At 73.6% G+C, this 25,500-nt stretch carries 17 protein-coding genes and 1 pseudogene; 10 read left to right on the forward strand and 8 right to left on the reverse strand.

The window, feature by feature from the left end:
- Window positions 1–107: 107 nt before the first annotated feature.
- Both ACFUK0_RS15280 and ACFUK0_RS15285 read left to right on the forward strand, forming a co-directional pair.
- Window positions 108–845 (forward strand): CPBP family intramembrane glutamic endopeptidase, encoded by a 738-nt coding sequence (locus ACFUK0_RS15280; RefSeq protein WP_380250141.1) that lies wholly within the window; start codon window positions 108–110, stop codon window positions 843–845.
- Between the two features lie 90 nt (window positions 846–935).
- The gene (locus tag ACFUK0_RS15285) at window positions 936–1,685 is read left to right on the forward strand and encodes a hypothetical protein (protein WP_380250143.1); all 750 of its coding nucleotides are present in this window, start codon (window positions 936–938) and stop codon (window positions 1,683–1,685) included.
- 14 nt (window positions 1,686–1,699) lie between these two features.
- Here the strand turns inward: ACFUK0_RS15285 and ACFUK0_RS15290 are convergent, their stop codons facing one another.
- Entirely contained in the window at window positions 1,700–3,376 is a 1,677-nt protein-coding gene (locus ACFUK0_RS15290; RefSeq protein WP_380250145.1) for an alpha/beta hydrolase, read from the reverse strand.
- A gap of 216 nt (window positions 3,377–3,592) precedes the next feature.
- Between ACFUK0_RS15290 and ACFUK0_RS15295 the strand changes: the two genes are divergently transcribed.
- Both ACFUK0_RS15295 and ACFUK0_RS15300 read left to right on the forward strand, forming a co-directional pair.
- A complete protein-coding gene (locus ACFUK0_RS15295; protein WP_380250147.1) occupies window positions 3,593–7,297 on the forward strand; it encodes a DUF4132 domain-containing protein in 3,705 nt (1,234 codons plus the stop codon).
- Between the two features lie 46 nt (window positions 7,298–7,343).
- Window positions 7,344–8,135: a TetR/AcrR family transcriptional regulator gene (locus tag ACFUK0_RS15300; protein ID WP_380250149.1), complete on the forward strand. Its 792-nt coding sequence runs from the start codon at window positions 7,344–7,346 to the stop codon at window positions 8,133–8,135.
- On the opposite strand, the gene ACFUK0_RS15305 is transcribed toward ACFUK0_RS15300, so the two are convergent.
- Complete coding sequence (locus ACFUK0_RS15305) at window positions 8,062–10,884, reverse strand: penicillin acylase family protein (RefSeq protein WP_380250151.1); 2,823 nt, start codon at window positions 10,882–10,884, stop codon at window positions 8,062–8,064. The genes ACFUK0_RS15300 and ACFUK0_RS15305 overlap by 74 nt on opposite strands.
- 166 nt (window positions 10,885–11,050) lie before the next feature.
- The gene (locus tag ACFUK0_RS15310; RefSeq protein WP_380250153.1) at window positions 11,051–11,986 is read right to left on the reverse strand and encodes an esterase/lipase family protein; all 936 of its coding nucleotides are present in this window, start codon (window positions 11,984–11,986) and stop codon (window positions 11,051–11,053) included.
- A 247-nt stretch (window positions 11,987–12,233) separates the two neighbouring features.
- Between ACFUK0_RS15310 and ACFUK0_RS15315 the strand changes: the two genes are divergently transcribed.
- The 3 genes from ACFUK0_RS15315 to ACFUK0_RS15325 all read left to right on the forward strand — a co-directional run bounded on the left by ACFUK0_RS15315 (window position 12,234) and on the right by ACFUK0_RS15325 (window position 15,690).
- Complete coding sequence (locus tag ACFUK0_RS15315; RefSeq protein WP_380250155.1) at window positions 12,234–13,412, forward strand: GDSL-type esterase/lipase family protein; 1,179 nt, start codon at window positions 12,234–12,236, stop codon at window positions 13,410–13,412.
- Window positions 13,413–13,769: 357 nt separating this feature from the next.
- On the forward strand, window positions 13,770–14,996 hold the full coding sequence (locus tag ACFUK0_RS15320) for a helix-turn-helix domain-containing protein (RefSeq protein ID WP_380250157.1): 1,227 nt from the start codon (window positions 13,770–13,772) through the stop codon (window positions 14,994–14,996).
- Between the two features lie 28 nt (window positions 14,997–15,024).
- Window positions 15,025–15,690: a hypothetical protein gene (locus tag ACFUK0_RS15325; RefSeq protein WP_380250159.1), complete on the forward strand. Its 666-nt coding sequence runs from the start codon at window positions 15,025–15,027 to the stop codon at window positions 15,688–15,690.
- Window positions 15,691–15,698: 8 nt separating this feature from the next.
- Here ACFUK0_RS15325 and ACFUK0_RS15330 read toward each other — a convergent pair whose 3' ends face one another.
- Together ACFUK0_RS15330 and ACFUK0_RS15335 are read right to left on the reverse strand one after the other, a co-directional pair.
- A complete protein-coding gene (locus tag ACFUK0_RS15330) occupies window positions 15,699–15,893 on the reverse strand; it encodes a DUF397 domain-containing protein (RefSeq protein WP_380250161.1) in 195 nt (64 codons plus the stop codon).
- Entirely contained in the window at window positions 15,890–16,756 is an 867-nt protein-coding gene (locus ACFUK0_RS15335) for a helix-turn-helix domain-containing protein (protein WP_380250163.1), read from the reverse strand. Before ACFUK0_RS15335 ends, ACFUK0_RS15330 begins: the two co-directional genes overlap by 4 nt.
- Window positions 16,757–16,975: 219 nt before the next feature.
- On the opposite strand from ACFUK0_RS15335, the pseudogene ACFUK0_RS15340 reads away from it, so the two are divergent.
- Window positions 16,976–17,371, forward strand: a pseudogene (locus tag ACFUK0_RS15340) (ATP-binding protein); the annotation flags it as partial.
- A gap of 69 nt (window positions 17,372–17,440) precedes the next feature.
- On the opposite strand, the gene ACFUK0_RS15345 reads toward ACFUK0_RS15340, so the two are convergent.
- The 3 genes from ACFUK0_RS15345 to ACFUK0_RS15355 form a co-directional block, all read right to left on the reverse strand.
- On the reverse strand, window positions 17,441–19,177 hold the full coding sequence (locus ACFUK0_RS15345; protein WP_380250165.1) for a SpoIIE family protein phosphatase: 1,737 nt from the start codon (window positions 19,175–19,177) through the stop codon (window positions 17,441–17,443).
- A gap of 83 nt (window positions 19,178–19,260) precedes the next feature.
- Entirely contained in the window at window positions 19,261–19,842 is a 582-nt protein-coding gene (locus tag ACFUK0_RS15350) for a cupredoxin domain-containing protein (RefSeq protein WP_380250227.1), read from the reverse strand.
- A gap of 47 nt (window positions 19,843–19,889) precedes the next feature.
- Window positions 19,890–21,980, reverse strand: coding sequence for a SpoIIE family protein phosphatase (locus ACFUK0_RS15355; RefSeq protein WP_380250167.1), 2,091 nt, complete (start codon window positions 21,978–21,980; stop codon window positions 19,890–19,892).
- Between the two features lie 297 nt (window positions 21,981–22,277).
- Between ACFUK0_RS15355 and ACFUK0_RS15360 the strand changes: the two genes are divergently transcribed.
- Together ACFUK0_RS15360 and ACFUK0_RS15365 are read left to right on the forward strand one after the other, a co-directional pair.
- A complete protein-coding gene (locus tag ACFUK0_RS15360; RefSeq protein WP_380250169.1) occupies window positions 22,278–23,855 on the forward strand; it encodes a leucyl aminopeptidase family protein in 1,578 nt (525 codons plus the stop codon).
- Window positions 23,845–25,491, forward strand: coding sequence for an AbgT family transporter (locus tag ACFUK0_RS15365; protein ID WP_380250171.1), 1,647 nt, complete (start codon window positions 23,845–23,847; stop codon window positions 25,489–25,491). The genes ACFUK0_RS15360 and ACFUK0_RS15365 overlap by 11 nt, the downstream gene beginning before the upstream one ends.
- The last annotated feature ends 9 nt before the right edge of the window (window positions 25,492–25,500 follow it).

A 25,500-nucleotide genomic window follows, 5' to 3' on the forward strand; every position in this document is an offset into this window, starting at 1 on the left:
CCAACGAGCCCGGCCGGCCCGCCGCATTCCCCCGCAGGCAGCGGCGTTTCCCCGGGCGATCCCCGCCGGCGGCGCCGAGGATGGGAGGAGGCTGCGAGGAGGCGAGAGTGGATCACGGGTTCTGGCGCGCTGTCAGCGGCTTCCGGATCGGGTTGCGGACGGGCGTCGGCCTCAGCGTCCTGCTGCTGGCCGCCGCCAACGTCCTGAACAACCGGCTCGCGCCCTCGGCCTACCTGCTCACCGCGCCGGTCACGGCCGCCCTGCTGCTCGCCGTCCTGCACCTGGCCGGCGGCACCTGGACGGACGCCGGCCTCGGCCGCGCCGACCTCGGCCGCGGTGCCCGCTGGGCGGGCACCCTGATCGCCCTGGTGGCGGCGGTCTACCTGGTCGGGGCGCTGCTGCCGTTCACCCAGGGGCTGTTCAGCGACCGCCGCACCGAGGGCGACAGCGGAGGCACGGTGGCCTTCGAGGTCCTCGTGCGACTGCCGCTGGGCACCGTGCTGCTGGAGGAGATCGGGTTCCGCGGCGTGCTCTACGGCCTGCTCCGCAAGGGCTGGACCGTCCGCGTCGCCACCATCGGCTCCTCACTGCTGTTCGGGCTCTGGCACATCCTGCCGTCGCTCCACCTCACGGACGACAAGCCCGCGCTGGGGTCGGCGTTCGGGCAGTCCGTCCTCGGCGTGGTGGTCGTGGAGGCCGGCACCGTCCTGTTCACCGGCCTGGCCGGGGTGCTCTTCTGCGAACTGCGCCGGCGCAGCGGCAGCCTGCTCGCGCCGGCCGGGCTGCACTGGGCGACCAACGCCCTGGGCATCGTGACGGGCTTCCTGCTGCACGCGCTGGAGTGACGGACCGTCGGCCGGACCGGACCGGGTAGATTGGCCCGACGCCGTCGGCACGGCGGATGGGAATCTCTTGCTCCCGGGGGGAAGCAGCGCATGCACGATCCACATGCCAACGGGGCCGGCCCGCAGGCCTGGTCCACACTGGACGAGTACCTCTGGTACACCTGCGACATCCTCGCCGACATCCGCGAGCAGCGGGTCGGGCAGCGTCCCGTGGTGGCCACCCGGGCCCGGCTGGAGCCCGGCGAGCGGGCCCTCGCGGTGGGCCCCGCGCACCGGCTGAGCTGGCGGGCGCTGGGGGACGGCAGCTACACCCGGAACTCGACGTTCGCGATCGGCGGGCCCGCGTTCGTCATCGGCGCGCTGGCCGCCTCGGCGATCGGCAACGCCAACCGCCGGCGCAACGCCGAACTCGCCGCCCAGCCGCGCTGGGTACTGGACGGCACCGGCGAGGTGACCGTCACCGACCGGCACGTCCTCTTCGGCCACCCGCAGTGCCCGCTGCACCTGTCCTGGGACGGGCTGGAGTCGGTCGACCTGGCCGGGCCCGACCTCCTGCTGGCCGGGTTCCACGACATGTACGGCGGCGGCTACACCACCGTCCAGTTGCAGACGCCGTGGGCCTCGCTGATGTTCGTCCTGGCGGCCACCACGTCGTTCCCGGCCCACCCCCGGCTGCTGACCAGGGGCTGGCTGCCGCCGGACTTCGAGCAGCGCAGCGCGGCGCAGGGGCGCCCCGTCAGGCTCGCTCCGTCCGCCGCCTCGTCGGCTCTCGCCCCGCCCGGCGCGCCGGCCGTCCCGCCGCCGCCGCGCTCGGCCCCTCAGGTGCACCTGGAGAAGTAGCCGCCCCGGCCCCGTCAGGAGCCCAGCAGGACCGCCAGCCGCTCGGTGTCCGCGGCCGTCCAGCCGGCCGGTGCGGCGATCGCCGCCCAGGCGTTGGTGGGCAGGGTGCCGTACCGGTGCCCGAACCCGGCCGGCACGTCGTTGGCGCCCGCCAGGTCGCAGGCCACCTGCCAGAACGTGACGACCGGGTACCAGCGCATCGCGGGGGAGACGTCCTTGGCGCGCGGGTCGTCCAGCCACTCGGGCCTGTGCACGAGCAGACCCGGGCTCCACCAGACGATCGGGTCCGAGCCGTTCTGCAGGTAGACGATCCGGGTGCCGTCCCAGGGCTGCGCCGGGATGTCCAGGTCGGCGGGCACCTGGGCGAAGCGCACCGAGCGGCCGTCCTCGAACACCGGGCGCCAGACCGGGCTGCCCGGCTCACGGCCGTCGGTGACGTGGTCCCAGACCGGGTTGTCGAAGGTCGGACCGACCAGCAGCGCGCCGTCGGTCTCCGTGGTCAGCCGTGCCAGCTGCCCGTCCACGGCCTCCTCCGTCGCGAAGGACCCGAGGCTCTCGCCGTACACCAGCAGGCGGGGCCGGCTGTCGGCCGGCAGCGTCTCCCACTTCGCGTGGACGGCGTCGAACAGGGCCCGGCCGGCGTCCGCGGCCTCGTCCTCGGTCAGGACGGAGACCCAGCTCGGCAGGTACGAGTACTGCAGGGCCACCATCGCACTGTCGCCCGCGTACATGTACTCCAGCGGCGCACTGCCCTGGGTGTTGATCCAGCCGCTGCCGGTGGTGCCCATCACGGCCAGCACCTTGCGGGTGAAGCCCCCGGTGCGTTCCAGCTCGGCGACGGCCAGGTCGGCCCGCCCCTGCAGGGTGTCGGCGGACCGCAGGCCCACGTAGACCCGGACGGGGTCCTCGGCCTCGTGCCCGGCGAACGCGGACAGCTCGGCCCTGGTCGCGGCGGTGCCGACGAAGTCCCGGCCCTTGGAGCCGAGGCTGCCCCAGGACTCCAGGGAGGCGGGGCTGCCCGAGAGGGTCGCCAGCTCCGGCTGGACGATCCCCGGCGAGGTGCCCTGGTCGGTCAGCGAGGCGGCCTGCTCGACCACGCGCAGCACGCCCGACCCGAGGAAGCCCTGGACGAAACCGACCACCAGGAACACCACCACGGCGACACCGGCGCCGAGCGCGACGGGCCGCGGCACCACCCGGTCCAGCGCGCGCACGACGATCCTGGTCGCCAGCCGCAGCAGCCGGGCCACCAGCACGATCAGCGCGCCGAACAGCAGCGCGACCACCGGGACGAGCGCCCACCGCCACCACGAGATCTCCGGCGGCAGCGAGACGGCTCGCCGGACGTCCCCCTGCCAGCGCACGCTCCACGCCGTCACCGCGACCACCAGCACCGAACCGGCCACCGCCAGCGCCGGCCACGCCACCCGCCGCACCCCGGGGCCCGGCCGGCCGCCGAGCCGCCGGACGACGGCCCCGATCAGCGCGCCGAAGCCGTAGCCGATCGCCGCCGTCACCCCGGCCTCGACGCCCTGGAGCCACCAGGCCCGGGGCAGCATCGAGGGCGTGAGCGAGAGGCAGTAGAAGACGACCGCCCCGGCGACCGCACCCCAGGAGGGCCACCTCCGGAGCACCGGCCGGTCCCCCGCGTCGGGGCCGTGCCCTGCGCCGAGCCGTGGATCCGCCTGCACGCCCGCCACCTTCTTCCGTCCCCGGACCGTCCCGCGGTTGCGCTGCTGCTGTGGGAGCTTCCTGATGATCGACCTATTTTCGGCCGAACAACGGCTTTTGCCTGTCTCATCACGCAATACACCGCTCCGTGTCGTCCGGCCCGGGCACTGTCGGCACCCTCGGCTACCGTGACCCCGGCCGGTCACCGGGACCGGCGGTAACGGAACGGAGCAGGCGTGCGGCGCTGGGAGTACACGGGCGACGGCTCGGACAAGTTCTGGGAGGCCGCGGCCGAGGGCGCCGAGGTGACCGTCCGCTACGGCCGCACCGGCACCGCGGGGCGGACCCAGGTGAAGTCGTTCGGCTCGGCCGCCGAGGCGGACCGCCACCTGGCCCGGGCCATCGGCGAGAAGGAGCGCAAGGGCTACCGCGAGGCCGGCGCCCCGACACCCCCCGCAGCCCCCGCCCCGGCCGCCTCCCCGGTAACCGCACCCGCCCCCGCCCCCGCCGGCCTTCCGGACGAGGACGCGTTCACCCTCCCCGCCACCTGGCGCCGCCATCTGCACCCCCGGCGGGGCGGCGTGCGCCGCGCGGCCACCCCGGCGGCCGACGCCGGGGCACGGGCCGGACAGCTGCTCACCGAAGCCGCCGGCTGGATCGACCAGGCCCTGGCCAACCCGACCAGCGACCCCGCCCTCGTCGAGGCCGCCCGGGCGCACCGGCGCGGCGGCGCCGACCCGCTCGGCGCCGCCGTCCTCGCCGCGCTGGCCGAGACCTCGACCGCCGACCTGCGCGTCTTCGCCGACGACTGGGCCACCGCCCACGGCCTCCCCTTCGCCGCCCGCGCGGCCGTCGAACTGCGCGGGGTGTACGCGACCTGGGACTTCCGTGGCGCCGGGCGCCGCAACATTCGGGTGAACGCGCAGCCGCAGGGTCAGCGCTGGTCGTACGGCGACTCCCGGCGCGCGACGGCGGACCGGGTGCGCGCCCTGCTCGCGGCCACCGACGAGCACGCCTACCGGGCGACCGTCGCCGCGCTCGCCCCCTACCGCGAACGGAGCAGCCGGGCCGGCCGGATCGTGGTCTCCTACCTCGTGCCCACCGAGACCGGCTGGGTGGACGAATGCCTGGCCAAGGGCAACGCGGCCGCCGGTCAGGGCGGCGACGGCACGCTGCGCACGCTGCTGCTCTGCTCGCTCAGCACCCCCGGGCACCTCGACGCACTCGGCGGAAAGGCCGAGCTGGGCTGGCAGGGCTGGTCGCTCGCCACCCTCGCCACCCTCGCCGAGGGCGTGGGGCCCGGCTTCGTGCCCCTGCTCGCCGAGCGGCTGACAAGCCCGGCCTGGCTCGACGGCGACGCCGTGAAGCTGATCTGCGGCGTGCTGGCCCAGCTGCCGTCCGACGAGGCGTTCGCCGCCCTGCTCACCCGCGTGGACGACCGCCACGCCCAGCCGCACCTGCTCGCGGCGAGCCGCCGCTACCCCGTCCGGGCGCTGCGACTGCTCGCCGAGGCGTCCCTCGGTCCGGACGCCAAGCGTGCCGCGCCGGCCCGGCAGCTGCTCGTCACCCACGTCCACGCCCACCGCGACCTGGCCGCCGCCGCACTCCCCGGCCTGCCCGAGCGGTTCGCGGCCCTCGTCGCACCGTTGGCCGACCCGGGCCCGCCGGTGGAGGAGCTGCCCGCCGGGGCCCTGCCCGCCCTGCTCGCCGCGCCGCCGTGGACCCGCAGGCGGGCCCGGCCGACACCGCACACCGTGGACGGCCTGCTGCCGATCGGCGGGCCGGCCGTGCACTGGCTGCCCGGCGAGCAGGAGAGCTGGGCCACCGCCCGCACCTGGTACTCGCGCTGGCGGGGTTCCTCCGACTGGGACGAGGCCCTGCTCGCACAGCAGCAGGGCCGGCTCCGCCCGCACGAGCTGATCGGCCTGTTCGCCAACGGGCCGGTCGAACCGCTGCGCCCGAGCCTCGCCCACTGGGCCCCCGAGCTGTTCTGGGACGGGGACGGCCCCGGCACCTACCGGCCGATCGTCGCCCGCTACGGACTCGACGCGCTGCCGCTCGCCCGGCAGGCCGCGACCCACCACCCGGGCACGCTGGCCGGCCTGCTGCTGCCGTTCCTGGAGCTGGGCTGCGCCCGGCTGATGGCCGAGTGGCTGGTCCGCCTCAAGTCCGTGCACGCCACCGCCCGGGAGTGGTTCGCCCGGCACGGCACGGGCGCCGCCCGGCTGCTGGTGCCCGACGCCGTGGGGCCGGCCGGCCCGGCCCGCCGCCACGCCGAACAGGCGCTGCTGCTGGTCGCCGCCGCGCACGGCGCCGAGGCCGTCCACGCGGTCGCCGCCGAGTACGGCGCCGAGGCGGCCGCCGCCGTCCGGGAGCTGGTCTCCAGCGACCCGCTGGAAAACTCGCTGCCCGCCAGGGTGCCGGTGCCCGGCGACTGGCTGGACGTCGTGCTGCTGCCCCGGATCGCGGCCCGGCAGGGCGGCGCGCTGCCCGTCGGGGCCGTCCGGCACCTCGTCACCGTGCTGGCCCTGTCCCGCCCCGGCGCCCCCTACCCGGGCCTGGCCACCGTCCGGGAGTTCTGCGATCCCGGCTCGCTCGCCGGGTTCGCCTGGGCCCTGTTCGAGCAGTGGCGCGCGGCCGGGATGCCGCCCAAGGACGCCTGGGCGCTGCACGCCCTCGGCCCGCTCGGTGACGACGCCGTGGTGCGCCTGCTCACCCCGGTCGTCCGCGGCTGGCCGGGCGAGGGCGTCCACCAGCGCGCGGTGGAGGGCCTGGACGTGCTCACCGCGATCGGCACCGACGTCGCTCTGCTGCACCTGCACGACGTGGCCCGACGCTCGCAGTTCAAGGCACTCAGGGCCCGGGCGCAGGAGCGGATCGCCGAGGTCGCCGCCGCCCTCGGGCTCACCGACGAGCAGCTCGCCGACCGCCTGGTGCCCGACTTCGGGCTGGACGATGAGGGCCGCACCGTCATCGACTACGGCCCGCGCCGCTTCACCGTCGGCTTCGACTTCGACGGACGGCTGCGCCCGTACGTGCTCGACGAGGACGGCCGGCGGCGCGGGGAGCTGCCCGCCCCGGGCGCCCGGGACGACGCGGAGGCGGCCGGCGCCGGACGCGCGCGCTTCACGGCCCTCAAGAAGGAGGTCCGCGCCGCCGCCGACAGCCGGCTCCGGCGCCTGGAGGCCGCGCTGGTGGCGCAACGCTCCTGGACGGCGGCCGAGTTCCGCGCCCTGCTCGCCCAGGGGCCGCTGCTCCGGAACCTGCTGCGCGGGCTGGTGTGGCTGAGCGAGTCGCGCGGAGTCGTCACGGCGTTCCAGGTGACCGGGCCCGGCACGCTCGCCGACGCGGCGGGCGCGGCGGTGGCGCTGCCCGAGGACGCGAGCGTCCGGCTGGCCCATCCGCTGCACCTGGGCGACGGCGGCCGGGCCGCCTGGTCCGCGGCCGTCGCGGTGCACGGGATACCGCAGCCCTTCCCCCAGCTCGACCGCCCGGTGCACAGCCTGACCCCCGCCGAGGCGACCGGCTACCGGCTGACCCGCTTCGAGGGCCGGACGGTACCGGTGGGCCGCCTGCTCGGTCTCCGGCGCCGCGGCTGGGAGCGCGGCGTGCCGCAGGACGCCGGTGTGGAGCGCTGGATCTCCCGCCGGCTCGGCCCCGGCCGGTACCTGGTGATCGCCCTGGACAACGGGATCGCGGCCGGCGTGGTCGACGAGTTCCCCGAGCAGACCCTGACGACCGTCTGGCTGGCCGGGGAGCCCGGCGACCACCACCCGCTGGACGACCACCCGCTGCGGCTCGGTGATCTCGACCCGGTGATCGCCTCCGAGGTGCTCGCCGACCTGGCGCACCTGACCGCACCGGCCCCGGCGGAAGCGGAAGGAGTGGAGGAAGCGGAGGAAGCGGAGGAGAACGTCGGGGATCGGTTCACCGGGAAGTAACTTACCGATCGGTCAGCTCTGTTCCCGGCTGGCTACCCTGGCGCCCATGGATCATCCGCAGCCCGGCCGCAAGCGCCTACCGCGCAAGGTGCGCGAACAGCAGATGCTCGACGCCGCCGTCCAGGTCTTCTCCCGGCACGGCTTCCACGCCGCCTCGATGGACGAGGTCGCCGAGCAGGCCCAGGTGTCGAAACCGCTGCTGTACCAGTACCTCGGCTCCAAGGAGGAGATCTTCAGTGCGTGCATCGCCCGGGAGGCCGACCGCCTGGTCAACGTCATCGGCGCGGCGACCCGGGCCGACGACGGCGACCCGGCCGACCTGCTCTGGCGCGGGCTGACCGCCTTCTTCGCGTACGTCGCCGACCACCGGGCCAGTTGGGTGGTGCTCTACCAGCAGGCCCGCACCCAGAGCGACACCCTGGCGTCGCAGGTCGCCCGGACCAGGGCGGAGATCGTCGACACCGTCACGGGGCTGGTCCGCCGGTCGATGGAGTCGACCGGGCGGGGCCCCGGTGGCGGTGACTACGCGGCGCTGCGGCGGGAGGCCGCGGCCGTCGCGCACGCCCTGGTCGGCGCCGCCGACGCGCTGGCCGAGTGGGCCCTCGGCGTTCCCGGCGAACAGCCGCAGGACACCGCGCGCCGGGTGATGGACCTGGTCTGGGTCGGCCTGGAGCGCCGGGCCAAGGGCGAGGGTTTCTCCCCGCCCGAGGCCCCGCTCCCGGCACCGCCCCCGGTTCCGCCCCGGCCCCGGCCGGCCGGGCCGGTCAGCGGTGGCTCTGGAACTGCACCACCTGCTGGTACGTCGGCCGGTTCTGCCAGGTCGTCTTCGCGTCCGTGACCCCGCCCAGCGGGCGCTGGATGATGGTGTCGGCGCACCACTGGTCACCCGCCGGGCAGTCCGCGTCCCCGGGGTAGACCTGGGCCGGGGTCTGCGCGGCGGCCTGCCGCAGGCTGTCCAGCAGCGTCTGCCGGCAGGCGCCGAGATCGCCGCCGCCGCAGAACGGCCGGGCCAGCGGGCCGGCCACCGGCTCGCCGAGGACGGCCCGCAGGTCCTTGTCGACGTAGCTCCACCAGCCGTACTGGAAGGCCGAACCCTTGTGCGGGACGGACTCGTTGGCGGAGACACTGCCGGCCCCCACCGGCCCGGTCTGGCCGCCCGACGGCGACTCGTTGATCTGCAGCGCGCCGGTGAGCGCGGCGAACAGCGGCTCGCCCATGCCCGGCCGGAACTCGGCCTGCGCGAGCAGCGGCCACCACGCGTCGAGCGTACGGACGGCCTCGGCGTCCGCGTACGTGTGGCTGCCCGCGGAGGTCTCGCGCCGCAACGCTCCCGCCGCCCGCCAGTTCTCCAGCTTCTGGACGGTGCCCGCCAGGGCCTGGTCGGTGACCGGCGCGCTGCGGATCACCCGCAGCAGCTCGGGCAGCACGTCCTCGGCCCGCAGGTCGGCCAGCGCGGCGCTCTCCATCGCCTGGACGAGGTTGACCCGGCCGACCTTCGTCCCGCCGCGCACCAGGGCGCCGACCCGGTCGTCCAGCAGGTCGCCGCGGTGGACGGAACCGTTGCCGAACCCGGCCGGGGCCACGCCGCCGGCCTGCTTGTTGTTCCAGGAGATGTAGTAGTCCTGGTCGGCGGACTGCGCGTGCTCCGCCGCCGGGGTGTACCGGGCGGTGTTGGTGACGGCGTCGAAGTCCCGCCACTCGTAGGCCGGTTGGGCGAGCACCGGCAGCCCCGGGTCGACGCCGTCGGCCCGGACGGGGTTGCTGCCGGAGTTGTAGTACGCGGTGTGGGCGGAGTCCGCGTAGAACCAGTTGAAGGTGTAGTTGATGTTCTGCGCGGCCTGCTGGAAGCTCGCCGGATCGTGCACGGCACCGGGGTCGTTCAGCATCTGGAACCCCACAATGGAGTCGGCCTCGTGCCGGTACGTGGACCGCAGGGAGGTGAACGCCACCGGCTTGCCGCCGACCGTGCCCCGGGCCGACACCAGCCCGTACTTCGTCCGGTTCATCACCAGCGTGTAGGAGCCGGCCGCGGTCGCGTCGGCGGTGGTCGGCGCCCAGGAGTTCTTCCGCTCCAGCCGCTCCATCGGCGTGCAGGTGCCGTGCCACAGGTAGGACGTGGCGGCCAGGGTGGCCGGTGAGCCGTCGGCGGTGCAGAGCGGGACGGCGTACGTGTCGGTGATGTCCTGCCCGGCGGAGGTGGCGCTCCAGGCGTAGTCCTGGCCGCGCCCCAGCTCGACGTAGAAGCTGAGCCCGGCGAAGGCGGCGCCCCGGGCGCTGATGCCGGGGCCCTGCAACTCCTCCAGCATCAGCAGTTGCGGGGCGAAGTAGCCGGTCTGCGGCCCGAAGACGGCGACCGGGTGCCCGTCGTCGGTGTACTTCCCGGACACCACCAGGGCGTTGGACATGCCGTGCTTGGCGGTGAGCAGGTTGCCGGGCAGCACCCCGGGCGCGGCGGTGGGTGCGAGCGAGGCCCCCGTACCGGTCGCGTCGTGGATCATCGGCTCGGGGACGACCGAGCCGGGGTCGGGCACCGCGGTGCCCTGCGGGTTCGCGGGCGGCTGGGCGTACGGGAAGCTCTGCCCGTCGTGGAGGGTCTGCACGGCCTCGGGGTCGTCGGCCTCGCGCAGCGAGGACCACAGGGCGTCGCCGGCGGCCGTCCCGTACTGTGCCTCGGCGGCCGACCGGACCTGGGCGGAGGCGAGTTCGCCACCGCCGCCGGAGCCGAACAGCGCACCGATGACGGCGGCCAGCGCCACCAGGTCGGTGAGCTGGAAGTGCTCGATGCCGCCCGCGTTGGTGAACCAGTCGATGTGCCCGGTGAGGTCGTACTCACCGGGGAACGTCCGCGCCTGGTACACCTTGTCGATGTAGGTGTTGATCCCGTCGAGGTACGCCCGGGCGTCGGCCAGGGCCTGCTGGGCACGCGGTCCGGTGCCGAAGGCGGTGTCGATCTGCTGCTGGAGCTCGGCCTCGGTGTAGGGGGCGGCCTGCCAGAAACTCTGTTCCAACTCCCGGTTGGCGGCGGCTCCTCCGGCGAATCCGGAGAGCTGCCCCCGCCCGACGTGCCGGAAGAGGTCCATCACCCAGAGCCGGTCCTGCGCGGCCGCGTAGCCCGCGCCGTACTCCGTGCCGTACCGGGTGGTACCGGTGATGTGCGGGACTCCGGTGGCCTTGTCGCGGACGATGGTGACGTCCGGCCGCGGGCTGATGCTGCTCGCCACCTGCGCGGCGGGCACGCCGAACGAGGCGTCGTTGAAGAAGCTGCCCAACTGGGCCGCGGTCAGGCCGGGGTAGGCCTGTGCGAGGGCCGCGTACGGGCCGAGCTGGTCGTCGGTGTGCGCGGGGCGGGTGCCGAAGGCGCGGTTGCCGAGGATGTCCGCCAGCGTGGCGTTGCCGTTCTCCCCCGGCGGCAGGATGTCGACGCACCGGCCGGCGCAGTGGTCCGGCGGGGCCGCCGTGGGTGCGCCGGCCGACGGAGTGGGTGCGGCGAGCGCGAAGACGGTGGCGGCGGCGGCCAGTACGGCCCCGGCCCGCAGGCGCGCCGCTCTCGGGCGCGACGCCTTCGGATGTGCCTTCCTCAGGTGCATTCCTGGCTCCTCACGGGGGAATTCAGGACAGCTCGGCGGGCGGTGGATCGGGTGGCCGGCGACCCCCCGCCGTCGGGGGGCTTCCTGCGGCGGGGGGTCACCGGGTGGGGGCCCGTGGGCCTGGGGGCGCCCACGTGTGGGGGTTCTACGGGGGACGGGCGTGCGGTCAGCCGGTGAGGTTCGCCCAGCAGTCCGCCTCGCCGACGTGCGCGGGGTCGAGCGCGTGCCGGACTTCGTGGCCCACCACCGGGTCGACCGCCATCAGCACGTGGTCCGGGCTGTTGGCCGGGCAGAGGTCCTGCACCAGGACGTTGTGCACGTCCGGGCCGGTCAGCGCCTGGGTCCGGTAGGGCGTCACCACCTCGTCGTAGCGCGTGATGATGTTGGTGTAGGACACCCCCGGCACCGTGTCGCCGCCGGCGTTGAGCCTGGTCAGCACGGACGAACCGACGACCTGGTCGGCGCAGGCCGGGCAGGCCGAGGCGACGATGTCCATCGCGCCGGGGATGGACTGCGCGAGGGTGGCCAGCCCGGCGAGCGTCGTGCCGTGGTTGCTCGGCGCGATGCCGACGAGGGTGTGCACCTTGGCGGCGCCGCCGTTGAACTTCAGGTAGTAGCGCGGCGTCAGGCCGCCGCCCTGGCTGTGGCCGACCAGGTCGGCCTTGGCCGCCCCGGTCGCGGCGAGCACACCGTCGACGAAGGTGGCGAGCTGAGCGGCGGAGTCGGGGACGGGCGCGATCGCCCGCAGGACGGGGATCCCGGGCTGCTCGCCGTACGTCAGGGCGAACACGCAGTACCCGTCGGCGGCCAGCGCGGGTGCGATGGTCAGCCAGTTGACCGACCCGGTGGCGAACGTCCCGTGCACCAGCACCACCGGCCGGGGGTGGGCGGAACTCGGCTTGCAGGACCAGTTGTTGGCGCCGGGGACGAGCGGGGCGGCCAGGGCCTTGGCGGCGGCCACCGGGTCGGCGGCGGTCTGGGCGGAGGCGGCGGGGGCGGCGCCCGCCAGCGCACCGGCGAACAGGGCGCAGCCGGCGAGCAGGCCGGTCAGCCGCCGGGATCTGGCGCGTCCGGGCAGCACGGAGCGTACGGTTTTCGGCATGACTGTCCTTCGGGTGGGGGTTCGAGGCATGCATGCACTCCGAGGCGGGACTCCGCCTACGCATCGGTAAGTTACCGAGGAGTCAGTAGCTTGACCAGACTTCGCGCACGCCTTGGTGCGTACTCCTCAATCCCTCCACAGCGGGCCCGTCGCGGCCGGATCCGAGGGCCCTCTTCCGGCCCGGCGCCCGGTCGGGCAAGGATGGGAGCGCTCACATTCCTGCCCCGCCCCTTCGAGGAGTGCCCCGATGCCCACGTTCGTCACCACCGCCCTCACCGCCGACGGGCCCGTCGCCATCCGTGGCGCGCTGGACCTGGAGCACACGGCGGACGGCCTGGTGCCGCACCGGCTGCCCGCCGCCGCCCGCGCGCAGTTCCCCGACGACTACATCGGGCTGGTCGAGGGCCAGCCCTGCGGTGTCCGGCTCGCCTTCCGCACGGCCGCCGCCACCGTGGAGCTGGAGACCCGGCCGACCAAGACCGTCTGGGCGGGCGCCCCGCAGGAGCGGGACGGCGTCTACGAGCTGCTGGTCGACGGCCGGCCCGTAGGGCAGACCACCGTGCCCGGCGGCGACATCCAGCAGATGGAGATCGGCGGCCGCGCCCGCGTCATCCCCGGGGCGCCCGGCCGGGCCCGGTTCAGCGGCCTCGGCGACGCCGTGAAGGACATCGAGATCTGGCTGCCGCACACCGAACGCACCGAACTGATCGCCCTGCACACCGACGCCCCCGTCGACGCCCCCGCGCCCACCGGCCGGGCGACCTGGCTGCACCACGGCAGTTCGATCAGCCACTGCTCCGAGACCCCCAACCCCACCGACACCTGGCCCGCCGTCGCGGCCCGCCTCGCGGGCGTCGACCTCGTCAATCTGGGCCTCGGCGGCAACGCGATGGTCGACCACTTCACCGCCCGCGCGATCCGGGACGCCCCGGCCGACCTGATCAGCCTCAAGCTGGGCATCAACGTGGTCAACGCCGACGCCTTCCGGCTGCGCTCGTTCGGCCCGGCCGTCCACGGGTTCCTCGACACCGTCCGCGACGGCCACCCGGACACCCCGCTGCTGGTGGTCTCCCCCATCCTCTGCCCGCCCGTCGAGGACTCCCCCGGCCCCACCCTCGCCGACCCCGACTCCCCGGAGCTGCGGTTCATCACCCACGGCACCCCGGAGGAGACCGAGACGGGCCGCCTGAGCCTCAACAGCATCCGCCGCGAACTCGCCCACATCACGGCCCTGCGCGCCAAGACGGACCCGCACCTGCACTACCTGGACGGCCGCGAGCTCTACGGCGCCGGGGACTACGCCGCCCTCCCGCTGCCCGACGACCTCCACCCGGACACCGCCGGCTACCGCCTGATCGGCGAACGCTTCGCCCGCCTCGCCCTCGGCCCGGACGGCCCCCTCGGCTCCCGGCCCACCGGCCGCTGACCGGACCGAACGCCTACTCCGGGAGCACCTCGGCCCCGCACCGCGGGCACACCGTCGGCGGGGCCGAGTCCATCACCGCGTCGCACTCCGGGCAGATCCGGTTCAGCCAACAGGCCGGATCTCCGCCGCCCGCGTCGAGGTCCCCGCCCGGGCCGCCCAAGCCTTCGTCCGCCATGCGGCAACGGTACGCGCCGGCCCGGCCCTGAAGACCACCCGGGGTGGGGACTGTCCGTAACCGGCTACGCCCATCCGAGTGAGGTCGAACCTTGATACCCGGCCGTGACAGTGGCGACTGGTAGACATACCTCTGGCGGTTCTGAATCAAAGCCGTAGAATTGATTCAAGAGGAGGTGCTACGTGGATCTCGAACGCACGGGGGAACGGATCCGACGAGAGCGCGAGCGGGCCGGCTTCACCGAGCGGCAGCTGGCCGACCGGGCGGGTCTCTCCCAATCCACCCTTCATCGCATCGAACACGGCACCAGGGCGGCTGTGACACTCGCGGAGATCGACCGAATCGCGGAGGCGCTGGAGATCCCGCTTCGGCTGATCACCAGCGGGAACCCCGTCCGGGAACGGGTGCAGATCGCGGCAAGGATCAACACACTCGTCGAGGCGGACCGCGAGGAGGCCCTCCGCCAGTCCCTGCAGATCCTGGAACTGGACGCCCGGCTCGACCGGGCGGGCCCGGCGCCGGACGAACAACGCCAGCAGCGCAGGCCTGCGGGCGTCCCTCTCCCCCAGGCATCCCGGTCACCGGAGCTGCAGGGCAAGGACCTCGCCGCCGCAGTGCGCCTCACACTCGATCTGGGCACCGCGCCGATCGCCGACATCGACGAACTGATCGAGCAGCTCACGGGAGTGGACACCGCAGTAGTCCAACTCCCCAAAACAGTGGACGGGTTCACTCTGACCGACCCGGTCCGCAGGACAACTCTCGTTGCCGTGCGTGCCTGTGAGGTACCCGAACGGCAACGCTTCACGTTCGGCCACGAGCTGGGACACCTGCTACTGGAGGACGGTACGGCCGAGCACCAGATCGGCGACGAGCGATCTCCGGCGGAGGAGCGCTGCAACGCGTTCGCGCGCCACCTGCTCGCACCGGAGGACGGCATCCTGTCCTGGCTGGGCACCAGGCCCAACCCGGTCATCGACGCGGAGAAACACCCGTGCGGTGAGCGGGTCGTCGCACTGATGGCGCGCCATTTTCGCGTCAGCCTGGCCGTCGTCCTCATCCAGATCGAGCACATGGGCCTGATTTCAGCATCGTTGAAGAAGTCCCTGAAAGGACCGTCCGGAGCAGAACTTGCCCAGCGGTACGGATGGGGCCCCGCGTACGAACAGGAACAATCAGCCGCTAACACCGTGCGCCCCCCTCGCCGCATCCTGGAACGGGCGATACTGGCGTATCGTGAGAACCGCATCGGAATAAGGGCGTTGGCCGGCCTGGAGGGGCGTTCGATCCACGAGACCGAGGCAGCGTTGAAGGAAGCCGGAATCACGGTGACGCCGCCGGCAACGCGGCGCGCCGACCTCGGGCGTCTGCTCGCTCACGGATCAGCCGGCCGACAGAGCGGGCAGTAGCGCGGTTGCAACAGGGAGGGTCGGTCGATTGTCCGAGGGCGACGACGGGGCTGCCGAGATCGGTCGGCCCCTGCACGCGGAATCGCTCTGCATCCTGGATGCCGTGATCTGTGTGCATTTCGTCGGAGCCGGTCTGCACCGACTCCTCATCGACGTTCTCAGGCGAGCCGGACTCACCCTGTTGGTACCTCAGGAGGTGTGCGACGAGGTAGCCGGAAAATCGAGGAAGTACCCGCAGATCACCAACCCGTGGAACCGGCTCACCGCGAGCACGGTGGTACGAGTCCTGCCTCCCCTGCTCGCCGTGGACGCCCCCGCCCGCGTGATCGAGGTACTGGAGGACATCCGCGGCTTCCAGGCCGAACAGGCGTTGCGAAAACGGAAGGACCTGGGCGAGGCGGTCGTCGTCGCCCACGGAGTTCACTTCCAGGAGCAGGGCCATGAGGTGTACGTCGCGATCGATGATCAGGGCGGGAAGGCAATCGCCACCCAGCACAACCTGACCGTCCTCACCATCGAGGACGTCATCGAACTCGCGATCGCATTCGGCCACTTCCCCAACGAGGGCGACCTCAAGACCGCGTACCGCAAGCTCCGCGGCTACGGCGACGGGCTTCCCTCCTACGACTGCACGGACCTCCACGGCTCCTACACGAAATGGCGCGCCGCATCTCAGGCGGCGGACGCGCCCTGACCGGCCGCTCAGACCTGCGCCACAAACCGTACGAACGCCGCCCACTCAGCCCGGTCGAACGCGAACTGCGGCCCCTGCCGGTCCTTGGAGTCCCGGACGTGGACGGCGGCGGGATCGACGGCGATCTCCACGCACTCGCCGCCTTCGCCGCCACTGTGGCTGCTCTTGAACCACATGAGTTCCGCACAGGCCTCGGCGTTCATCGCTCTCCCAGGGTCTTCTCGATCAGGGCCAGGGACTCCCGTGGCGTGAGGGCCTGTCCCCGGATGCTTCCGTACCGTGCGGCCAGGATACGAACCTCCTCGGGATCGGTAATCAGCCGGCTGACGTTCTGCACCTCGACATAGGCCACCTGCTGCCTGGCCCTGGGCGACAGCAGGATGAACGGACCGTCCATGCCCGCGTGGTCCTCGCAGGCCAGCGGAAGCACCTGGATCGTCGTGCTGCGCAGGCTGCCGAGGTGAAGAAGGTGCTCCAACTGTCCACGCTGGACGAACGGTCCGCCGATCAGGCGGTGCAGCACGGACTCCTCGATGACCGCGCAGACCATCGGTGCCGGCCAGCGCGTCAGAATCTCCTGCCGGGCCAGCCGGGCAGCGACTCGCTGCTCGATGGTGCTCTCGTCCAGCAGTGGCTGTCGGACCGTGAAGGTCGTCCGCGCGTAGTCCTCCGTCTGCAACAGGCCCGGAACCGTCAAGGTGCTGTAGAAGTTGATCTCAAGCGCGTCCGCCTCCAGCCGCGCGTAGTCCCGGAACCAGGCGGGGTGCTTCACCCGTGACTTGGCCCGGGCCCTCGTCAGGTCGTCCCTGGTGACCTTCAACAGGCCGCCCGCGCCGAGGAATTCGTCGGCGGCCTCCAGGAACTCCGGTTGCGGCGTGCGCCGTCCGCGTTCCAGCGAGGAGATCTGGTCCTCGCCGTAGCCGAGCCGGTCGCCCAGTTCCTTCTGGGTCAGTCCGGCCTGCTCGCGCAGGAGTTTGACCTGTTTGCCGATGGCGCGCAGGAAGTCCGTGACGCCGTCCGGGTCGTCGGGCGGATCCGGCCGACGCTCGTGGTGCTGGTCCTGCACGGACAGATCGGTCCGCCCGGCCCCCTCGTTCACCCCTGCCAATGCGGCCACCCCCACCGTGCCGTGCCGTGCCGTCCGCACCCGGCGCGACCGCCGAGACGGACTGTCAACCGTCCGTGCCGGTACTCATACGCTCAGTACCGGGTCGCCTCCTCGTCAGGGTAGGGCCGGCCGGGCAGGCTCGGTGGCATGAAATCCGAAATCTCCCCTGTCCGAGCGATGACCGACGCGCTGCCCCGGAACTGGCAGTTCGCCTCCACCCGGCGGGGTGTCCGGCTCGCCCGGCTGGCCGTCACCGGGCAGCTGGAGCACTGGGGGTGGCCGCGCGACTCCGAGGCCTCGCAGACCGCCGCCCTGCTGGTCACCGAGCTCGCCGCCAACGCGGTGACCCACGGTCGGCTGCCCGGCCGCGATTTCGGGCTCCGGCTGCGACTCCTGGTGCCGGGCCCCACGGCGACCGCCACGCTCCGGATCGAGGTCTGCGACTCACGCGGCGAGCGGCAGCCGGTGGCACCTGCCGACGCCGGTCCGGAGGCCGAGTCGGGCCGGGGCCTGATGCTGGTCGAGGCCCTTGCCGCCCGCTGGGGTGCTGATCCCCGGCGCCCGTCGGGCAAGACCGTCTGGGCCGAGTTCCATCCGGGTCTGCCGGGGCGGAACGTCCGGGCGGGGGCGTCCGGCGCCGGGTCACGGGGCGGGCGGCACCCGGACGGCGATCACCGCGATGTCGTCGCCCCGGTCGCCGAGGGTGGCGATCAGGGTGTCGCACAGGCGGCCGAGCGGGAGGTCGGCGCCTGCGGTGGCCGCCGCACGCAGACGGGCGATCCCGGTGTCGAGCGTCAGCAGCCGGGATTCGACGAGGCCGTCGGTGTAGAGGAGCAGGGTCGAGCCGGGCGGCAGCGCGACGGTGGCGGTGGGGCGGGCGCGTCCGGGTTCGACGCCGAGCAGGATGCCCCGGCCGCCCTCCAGGAGGGTGGTGCTGCCGTCGGCGGCGAGCAGCAGGGGCGGCGGGTGGCCCGCGTTGGCCCAGCGGAAGGTCCAGCCGGCCGGACCGTCCGCAGCGGCCGGGCGCAGGTGGCCGTGGACGGCGGTGGCGGAGTCGGCGGTGTCCAGGTGGCAGGCCACCGCGTCGAGGCGGCGCAGGGTGTCGCCGGGTTCCTCGGTCCGGTCGACGGCGCGGTCGATGGCCAGGGCGCGCAGCATGTTGCGCAGGGCGCCCATCCGGGAGGCCGCCTGGAGGTCGTGGCCGACGACGTCGCCGATCACGACGGCGAGCGTCCCGTCGGGCAGCGGGAAGGCGTCGTACCAGTCGCCGCCGATCTCGGCGCCGCGTTGCGCGGGCTGGTAGCGGGCTGCGAGCTCCAGGCCGGCCACCAGGGGTAGCTCGGTGAGCAGGCTGCGCTGGAGCACGGCGGCGATGTCGGCCTGCTGGTTGTAGAGCCGGGTGTTGTCGAGGGCGAGGGCGCAACGGCGGGCGACCTCTTCGGCGAGTTCCACCTCGGTGTCGGTGAACGACCGGCCGGGGCCGGTCCGGGACAGGGTCATCGCGCCGAAGACGTGCTCGCGCAGTCGCAGGGGAACCACCAGCAGGGTGGCGGCGGCGGAGTCGGCGGCGGTGAGCAGCTGGGTGCCTGCGCCGCCGAGCACGGCGGCCAGCGGTGTGCCGGCCGCGAGCAGGAATGCGGACGGGCCTCCCGGGGTCGTGCCCTTCGGGCCGGCCCCCGCGTCCGCCCGCGCTCCGGTCTCGGCGTACGCGGCCCGCCGTACGCTGCCGGGCCCGTCGAAGAGGTCCAGCGCGGCCCGGTCCGCCAGCCGGGGCACCAGCAGGCGGGCCAGCCGCGGGAGGTCCCGGTCGGGGTCGAGCATGGTGACCAGTTCGGTGGTCACCTCGGAGAGCCACGACAGTTCGAGGACGGCGTCCTCCGCCTGCTGCCGGGCACCCTCGACCCGGGCGATGCTCACCGCCTGCGCGCCGGGCCCGGTGGTGAGCGGCCACAGGACCAGCACGGCGCCGTCGGCGCGGGTGCCGCGCAGTCTCGGCAGGCACGCCCAGCCGAGCCGCACGGTGGTGCCGTCGGCACGCCGGAACACGTCGTGGGCGCGGTGCGCCGGACGGCCGCCGTGGACGGAGGCGAGGATCGGGCAGGTCCGTACCGGGCCGGGGCGGCCGCCCGGGCCGAGGACGCACACCGTCTCGTGCAGGGGCCGGCCGGCGAGCGCGTTCCCGGCGTGGCCGAGCAGGTACGGGGTGGAGCGGCCGACCTGCTCGACCGTCCCGGTGGCGCTGATCGTGCAGTAGGCGGAGCCGAGCGCGTCGAGGAGCGCGAGCAGCGGGCCGTCGGCGAGCCGGCCGGGTTCGCCGGCCGGGGCCGGTGCGTGCCCCGGTTCATGCCCTGGCGCGGGTCGATCGGTGGCATTCCGCATCCGTCAATTGTCGCGGGTGCACACCGGTCCTGCGCAATTGCGCAGGTCACCGAGCGGAGGTCTCGGTGACCGGGGCGTCGGCTTCACTTCACCGTGAGGGTGCCGTGCATGTAGGTGTGGATGCTGCAGATGTAGGGGTAGTCGCCGGGCTGGGTCGGGGCGGTGAACGTGGTGGTGCCGCCGCTCGCCTGGATGACGCCGGTGTCGAAGGCGTTGCCGGTCCTGGCGGTGACGGTGTGGGTGCTGTTGTCCTGGTTGACGACGGTGACCGTCGCTCCGGGGGACACGGTCACCGCGACGGGGTCGTACGCGAAGTCCTTGATCGTGATCGTCACCGCAGCACTGGGCGTCGCACTCGGTGACCCCGACACGGACTCGGAGGCGGAGGCCGACGCAGACGCAGACGCAGACGCGGTGGCCGAGGCGGAGGCGGACCCGGAGGCCGCGGGCGACGGCGACGGCGACGGCGAGGCCGAAGGCGTGCTCGGGCTGCTGGAGCAGCCCGCGAGGGCCAGCAGCGTGCAGACGGCGCCGGCCGCCACGGTGGTTCGCCACCGGCGGTGCGGGGTGGTGGGGAGCATGGTGGTCCGGCCTTTCGGGTCCGCGCCCGCCGGTGGCGGGCGACCGGCCCCAGGGTGCTGCACGCCTGCCGCGCGGGCCCGCATCACACACCGGGCGGGCGCACCGGTCACCCGTACGGGCTCGCCCGGGGCTACTCCTCCACGCCGGGGAGGGGCTGTTCGGACCAGATGGTCTTGCCTTCACGCAGGTAGCGGGTGCCCCAGTGGGTGCTGAGCTGCATGACGATGAACAGGCCCCGGCCGCCCTCGTCGGTACTGCGGGCCTGGCGCAGGTGAGGGGCGGTGTTGGTGTGGTCGGAGACCTCGCAGATGAGGCTGCGGTCGCGGATCATTCGCAGCTGGACGGCGCCCTTGCCGTAGCGGATCGCGTTGGTGACGAGTTCGCTGACGATGAGCTGGGTGCTGTGGACGAGGTCTTCGAGGCCCCAGGCGGTCAGCTGGCGCTCCGCGAGGCGGCGGGCGTCGGAGACCACGGCGAGGTCGTCGGGAAAGGTCCAGACGGCGACGTTGTCCTGGGTGAGGTGGTGGGTGCGGGCGAGCAGCAGGACGGCGTCGTCGTCGGGCCGCTTGGGGACGAGGGTGTAGACGGCGGAGTCGCACAGGTCCTGGAGGGTGCGTCCGGGCTGGGCGAGCAGCAGGTGCAGGCGCTCCAGGGAGGTGTCGCGGCCGCGGCCGGACACCAGGCCGTCGGTGTAGAGGGCGAGGATGCTGCCTTCGGCGAGTTCGATGGTGGCGGCCTCGTACCCGGCGCCGCCGACGCCGAGGTGGGGACCGGCCGGTACGTCGAAGGCGACGGTCTCGCCGCCGGGGCCGAGCACCAGGGGCGCCGGGTGTCCGGCGCGGGCGGCGGTGCAGCGGCGGGACACCGGATCGTAGACGAGGACCAGGCAGGAGGCGAGGAACTCGGTCGGGGAGACGGCGGTGCCGGGGGCGGCCGCGGCGTTGTCCTGGGCGAGCCGCTCGGCGGTGTCGTCGAGGCGCTCCAGCAGTTCGTCGGGGGTCAGGTCGAGGGCGGCCAGGGTGCGCAGCGAGGTGCGGAGCTGGCCCATGGTGGCGGCGGCCTCGATGCCCCGGCCGGCGAGGTCGCCGACGACGAGTGCGACGCGCGCGCCGGACAGCGGGATGACGTCGTACCAGTCGCTGCCGGCGCCGCCCGGTATGTACAGGTGGGCGGCGTCGACGGCGGAGACGGACGGGGGCTGCTGGGGCAGCAGGTAGCGCTGGAGGGCGGTGGCGATGGTCCGTTCGCGGGCGTAGCTGCGGGCCTTGTCGATGCTGAACGCCGCGCGGTCGGTGAGCCGCTGGGCGAGTTCGAGGTCGTCGTCGTCGAACGGCTCGGGGCGTTCGTAGCGGTAGTAGGCGGCCAGGCCGAGGAGGGCGTCGTGGACGACGAGGGGGACGACGATCATGGAGTGCACGCCGGCCGACTCCAGGCGTTCGCCGAAGGCCGGGTCGGCGGCCAGCCAGGGCTCGTCGTAGCTCAGCCGGGAGATCAGGCGGGGCCGGACGTCGGCGAGGGTCTGGGTGAACGGGGTGGGGAAGACGAAGGTCTTGAGCCGCCCGACGGAAACCGGGAGTTCGGTGCCGTGGAGGGTGCGGTAGGCGGCGCGGCGCAGCGGGTGGTCGGGCGAGACGGCGCCGACGTGGGCGGGCCCGGCCCGCCAGGTCTCGTCCAGGATGTCGACGACGGTGGCGTCGGCGAAGCGGGGCACCGTGACGTCGGCGAGTTCCTGGGCGGTCGGGGCGATGTCGAGGGTGGAGCCGATCCTCTCCTGGGCGTCGTGGAAGATCGCGAGCCGGTCGGCGGCGCCCTGGCGTGCGGTGATGTCCTCGACGGCGGCGGCCACGCCGATCGGCCGGCCGGGATCGGGATCCAGGCCGGGGCCGCGGCCCTCCAGCCGGTAGAGGGTGACGGAGAGGGCGAGCGGGGCGGGCCCGTTGCCGGCGACCTTCCCGCGGATCAGCCGGCCGGTCACGGCGGTGCCGGTGTCCAGGACCTCGGCGGCGAGTGCGGTCAGTTCCTCGGCGGGGAAGCCGGGCGCGAGGTCGGCCAGGCGCCTGCCCCGGGCCTCGTCGCCGGGCAGGCAGTGCAGGGTGCGGGCGGCCCGGTTGAGGTTGACCAGGCGCAGGTTCTCGTCGAGGACGTACCAGGCGCGCGGGGCCGCGCCGAACAGGGCGTCGAGGAGGGCGGCGTCACCGGCGTCGCGATCCGAGTCCGGCACCGTACTACCTCCGGGGTCGTCGTGCGTGCTCCTTCCCCCAACCATCGCAGAGCGGCCACGGGTGGCAAGTCGCGAATCGCTGACGTACCGGCGGGTTCCGCGGGCCGGTCCGCACCGGGTGGTGCACCCCGGCCTGCGGCGACGCCCGAGGGGCGGACGCCGCCCACCCGTTCGGCGCACACCGGGGGCCGTCCGGCAGGCGCCCGGCCCGGCGGTGTGAGAAGTCTGGGATTCCCTTCCGCTGAGAACGAGTCGGCCCGTGAGCGGCTGGCCCCGGGGGGACGATTGGAGCCGGGTATGCCACACGCACGCGACGGATTCGACCCGATCCCCTCGTGGGGGCGGCCGCCGGAGGTCTCGGTGGCCGCTCTTTCCGCCGGAACGCCGGCCGCGGGCGAGGGCGGGTACGGCCTGCCGGGTGTGCCCGTCGCACCGGCCGGTGAGCTGCCCGCCGGGCTGGGCCTGACCAGGGAGCAACTGGCAGCCGTCGGTGTGCGGGGGCAGGCGGGCGGGGCCGCGCTCTGTGCCCGGCCGGACGGCGGGCCGGTGGTGGTGTTCGGGACGGGCGACGCGGACGCGCTGGACGCGACGGCGCTGCGCGACGGAGCGGCGGCGTTCACCAACGCGGCCGCCCACGCCGGGCGCCTCGCGGTGGTGGTGCCCTCGGGCCCGCTGCTCGACGCGCAGGCCGCCGCGCAGGCGGTGGTGGAGGGTGTCCTGCTGGCGCGCTACCGCTTCGAGACGCTGAAGCGCGAGCCGGCTGCCGTCCCGGTGGAGGCGCTGACGCTGCTGGTGCCGGAGCCGGACGTCGCGGCGGCCGGGCGCGGCGTCCGGCGGGGTCTGCTCTTCGCCCGCGCGACGATGCTGGCGCGGGACCTGGCCAACTCGCCGCCGAGCATGCTGACGGCCGCGGCGATGGCGGACTGTGCGACCCGGCTGGCGGCGGAGACCGGCCTCACCGCCGAGGTGTTCGACCAGGAGCAGCTGATCGCGATGGGCTGCGGCGGCCTGCTGGGCGTGAACGCCGGCAGCGCGGACCCGGCCAGGATGATCCGGCTGCGGTACACCCCGAACCTGGTCGGCGAGTCCCCGACCCGGCTGACCCTGGTCGGCAAGGGCGTGATGTACGACTCGGGCGGCATCAGCCTCAAGCCGGCCGACGCCGTGCACGCGACGATGAAGAACGACATGTCGGGGGCCGGGGCGATCCTGGCGGCGATGTCGGTGCTCGGCGAGCTGGGCTGCCGCACGGCCGTGACCGGCTACCTGATGTGCACGGACAACATGCCGTCGGGGACGGCCACCAAGCTCGGTGACGTGCTGTCGATCCGGGGCGGCGCCACCGTCGAGGTGATCAACACGGACGCGGAGGGCCGCCTGATCATGGCGGACGCGCTGGTGCTGGCGACCGAGGAGCCGACCGACGCCGTCGTGGACATCGCGACGCTGACCGGCGCCGCGATGCGCGCGCTGGGTGCCGAGATCGCCGGGGTGTTCGGCAACCGGCAGCCGCTGGTGGAGCAGGTGCTGGCGGCGGCCCGGGCGACGGACGAACCGGCCTGGCAGCTGCCGCTCGCCCGGCGCTACCGCGCGGAGCTGGACTCGGACGTCGCGGACATCAAGAACATGGGCGGCCCGAACGGCGGCGCCATCCATGCCGCGCTGTTCCTGGAGGACTTCGTCGGCGGTCTGCCGTGGGCGCACATCGACATCGCCGGGCCGGCGCAGAACGACAGCGCCTCGTCCTGGCGGCCCAAGGGCTGCACCGGTTTCGGGGCACGCCTGCTGACCGAGTTCGCGCTCGCCTTCACCGCGCCCGGCGACGTCCGGCCGGGTACTCCCGAGGGGGACGAGGTGAGCCGCCATGAGCGGTGAGACGGCGCCGGCCGGCAGAACGCTCGGCCAGAAGCTGCTGGACGGCATCGAGAAGGTCGGCAACAAGGTCCCGCACCCGGCGATGATCTTCCTGGCGCTGTGCGCCCTGGTCATCGTGCTGTCGGCGATCCTGGCCGCCTTCGACGTGTCCGTGACCTACGACGCCGCCGAGTCGGTGCCCGTCCCGGCGCACGAGATCTACGACGGGGGCACCGACTACCCGTCGACCCAGGTGCCGCCGGTCTCGAACTACGACCACCCCTACGAGATCCACCAGGAGACGACGAAGATCGAGAGCCTGCTGACCGGTGACGGCGTCAGGTTCATCTTCACGTCGGCGACCACCAACTTCACCAACTTCGGCGTGGTCGCGGTCATCCTGGTCGCGATGGTCGGCGTCGGCGTCGCCGAGGAGGCGGGCCTGATCGCCGCCCTCGTCCGCAAGCTGGTGCGGACCGCCCCGGCGGGGAGCCTGACCTTCATCATCGTGCTGCTCGGCGTGCTGTCGAGCGTCGCCTCGGACGCCGGCTACCTGGTCCTGATCCCGCTCGGGGCGGTGGCCTTCATGAGCGTCGGGCGCCATCCGCTGGCGGGCATCGCCGCCGCCTTCGCGGGCGTCGGCGCGGCCTTCGGCGTGAACGTGCTGATCACCCCGGTCGACGGGATCGTCACCGAGATCACCAACGAGGCGATCGGGCTGGTCAGCCCCGGGAAGACGATCAACCTCACCGCGAACCTCTACTTCAGCATCGCCTCGACGCTGTTCCTCGCCGTCGTGATCACCATCGTCACCGAGAAGCTCGTGGAGCCCCGGCTCGGCGCCTGGACCGGCGGCGCGGTGGCCGAGCAGACGGAGGAGCCCGACGTCAGCGCCGAGGAGGAGGGCCGGGGCCTGCGGTACGCGCTCTGGGGCCTGCTGGCGGTGGCCGTCGCGATCTCGCTGCTGTCCTTCATCCCGGGGGCGCCGCTGCGCAACCCGGAGACCGGCAGCCTGTTCGACGACTCGCCGTTCATGGACGCCCTGATCTTCCTGATCATGCTGATCTTCCTGGTCACCGGCCTCTGCTACGGAACCGGGGCCAGGACCCTCAAGGGCACCTCGGCCGTGATGGAGGCCATCACCAAGACCTTCTCCGGTCTCGGCGGGCTGATCTTCCTGCTCCTGATCATCAGTCAGTTCATCGCCTACTTCAACTACAGCAACATGGCGACGGTCGCGGCCGTCAAGCTGGCGGACGTGCTGGAGCGGGCCGACGTCGGGCCGCTCTGGCTGCTGCTCGGACTGATCCTGGTCACGATCATCCTGGACCTGATCATCCCCGGGGTGATCCCCAAGTGGGCGATCCTCGCGCCCGTCTTCGTCCCGCTGTTCCTGCAGCTCGGCATCGCACCGCAGACCGTCCTGGCGGCCTACCGCGTCGGCGACTCCCCCGCCAACGTGATCACCCCGCTGATGGTCTACCTGCCGTTCATCGTGCTGCTGACGCAGAAGTACAAGAAGACGTCGGGTGTCGGCACGGTGGTGTCGCTGATGATGCCCTACACCATCGTGGTGGCGATCGCCTGGGTGCTGTTCTTCGTCGCCTGGTACCTGATCGGCATCCCGCTCGGCCCCGGCGCACCCGTCGACGCCTGATCCCCGGGC

It is taken from the genome of Kitasatospora sp. NPDC057223 (assembly GCF_042669755.1).
In the GTDB taxonomy this organism is placed as follows: domain Bacteria; phylum Actinomycetota; class Actinomycetes; order Streptomycetales; family Streptomycetaceae; genus Kitasatospora.

Coding starts and splice junctions, on each gene's coding strand:
- ACFUK0_RS15315 (WP_380250155.1), top strand. CDS start 12,234: ATGCCCACGTTCGTCACCACCGCCCTCACCGCCGACGGGCCCGTCGCC.
- ACFUK0_RS15360 (WP_380250169.1), top strand. CDS start 22,278: ATGCCACACGCACGCGACGGATTCGACCCGATCCCCTCGTGGGGGCGG.
- ACFUK0_RS15300 (WP_380250149.1), top strand. CDS start 7,344: ATGGATCATCCGCAGCCCGGCCGCAAGCGCCTACCGCGCAAGGTGCGC.
- ACFUK0_RS15305 (WP_380250151.1), bottom strand. CDS start 10,884: ATGCACCTGAGGAAGGCACATCCGAAGGCGTCGCGCCCGAGAGCGGCG.
- ACFUK0_RS15310 (WP_380250153.1), bottom strand. CDS start 11,986: ATGCCGAAAACCGTACGCTCCGTGCTGCCCGGACGCGCCAGATCCCGG.
- ACFUK0_RS15365 (WP_380250171.1), top strand. CDS start 23,845: ATGAGCGGTGAGACGGCGCCGGCCGGCAGAACGCTCGGCCAGAAGCTG.
- ACFUK0_RS15330 (WP_380250161.1), bottom strand. CDS start 15,893: ATGAACGCCGAGGCCTGTGCGGAACTCATGTGGTTCAAGAGCAGCCAC.
- ACFUK0_RS15350 (WP_380250227.1), bottom strand. CDS start 19,842: ATGCGGGCCCGCGCGGCAGGCGTGCAGCACCCTGGGGCCGGTCGCCCG.
- ACFUK0_RS15345 (WP_380250165.1), bottom strand. CDS start 19,177: ATGCGGAATGCCACCGATCGACCCGCGCCAGGGCATGAACCGGGGCAC.
- ACFUK0_RS15285 (WP_380250143.1), top strand. CDS start 936: ATGCACGATCCACATGCCAACGGGGCCGGCCCGCAGGCCTGGTCCACA.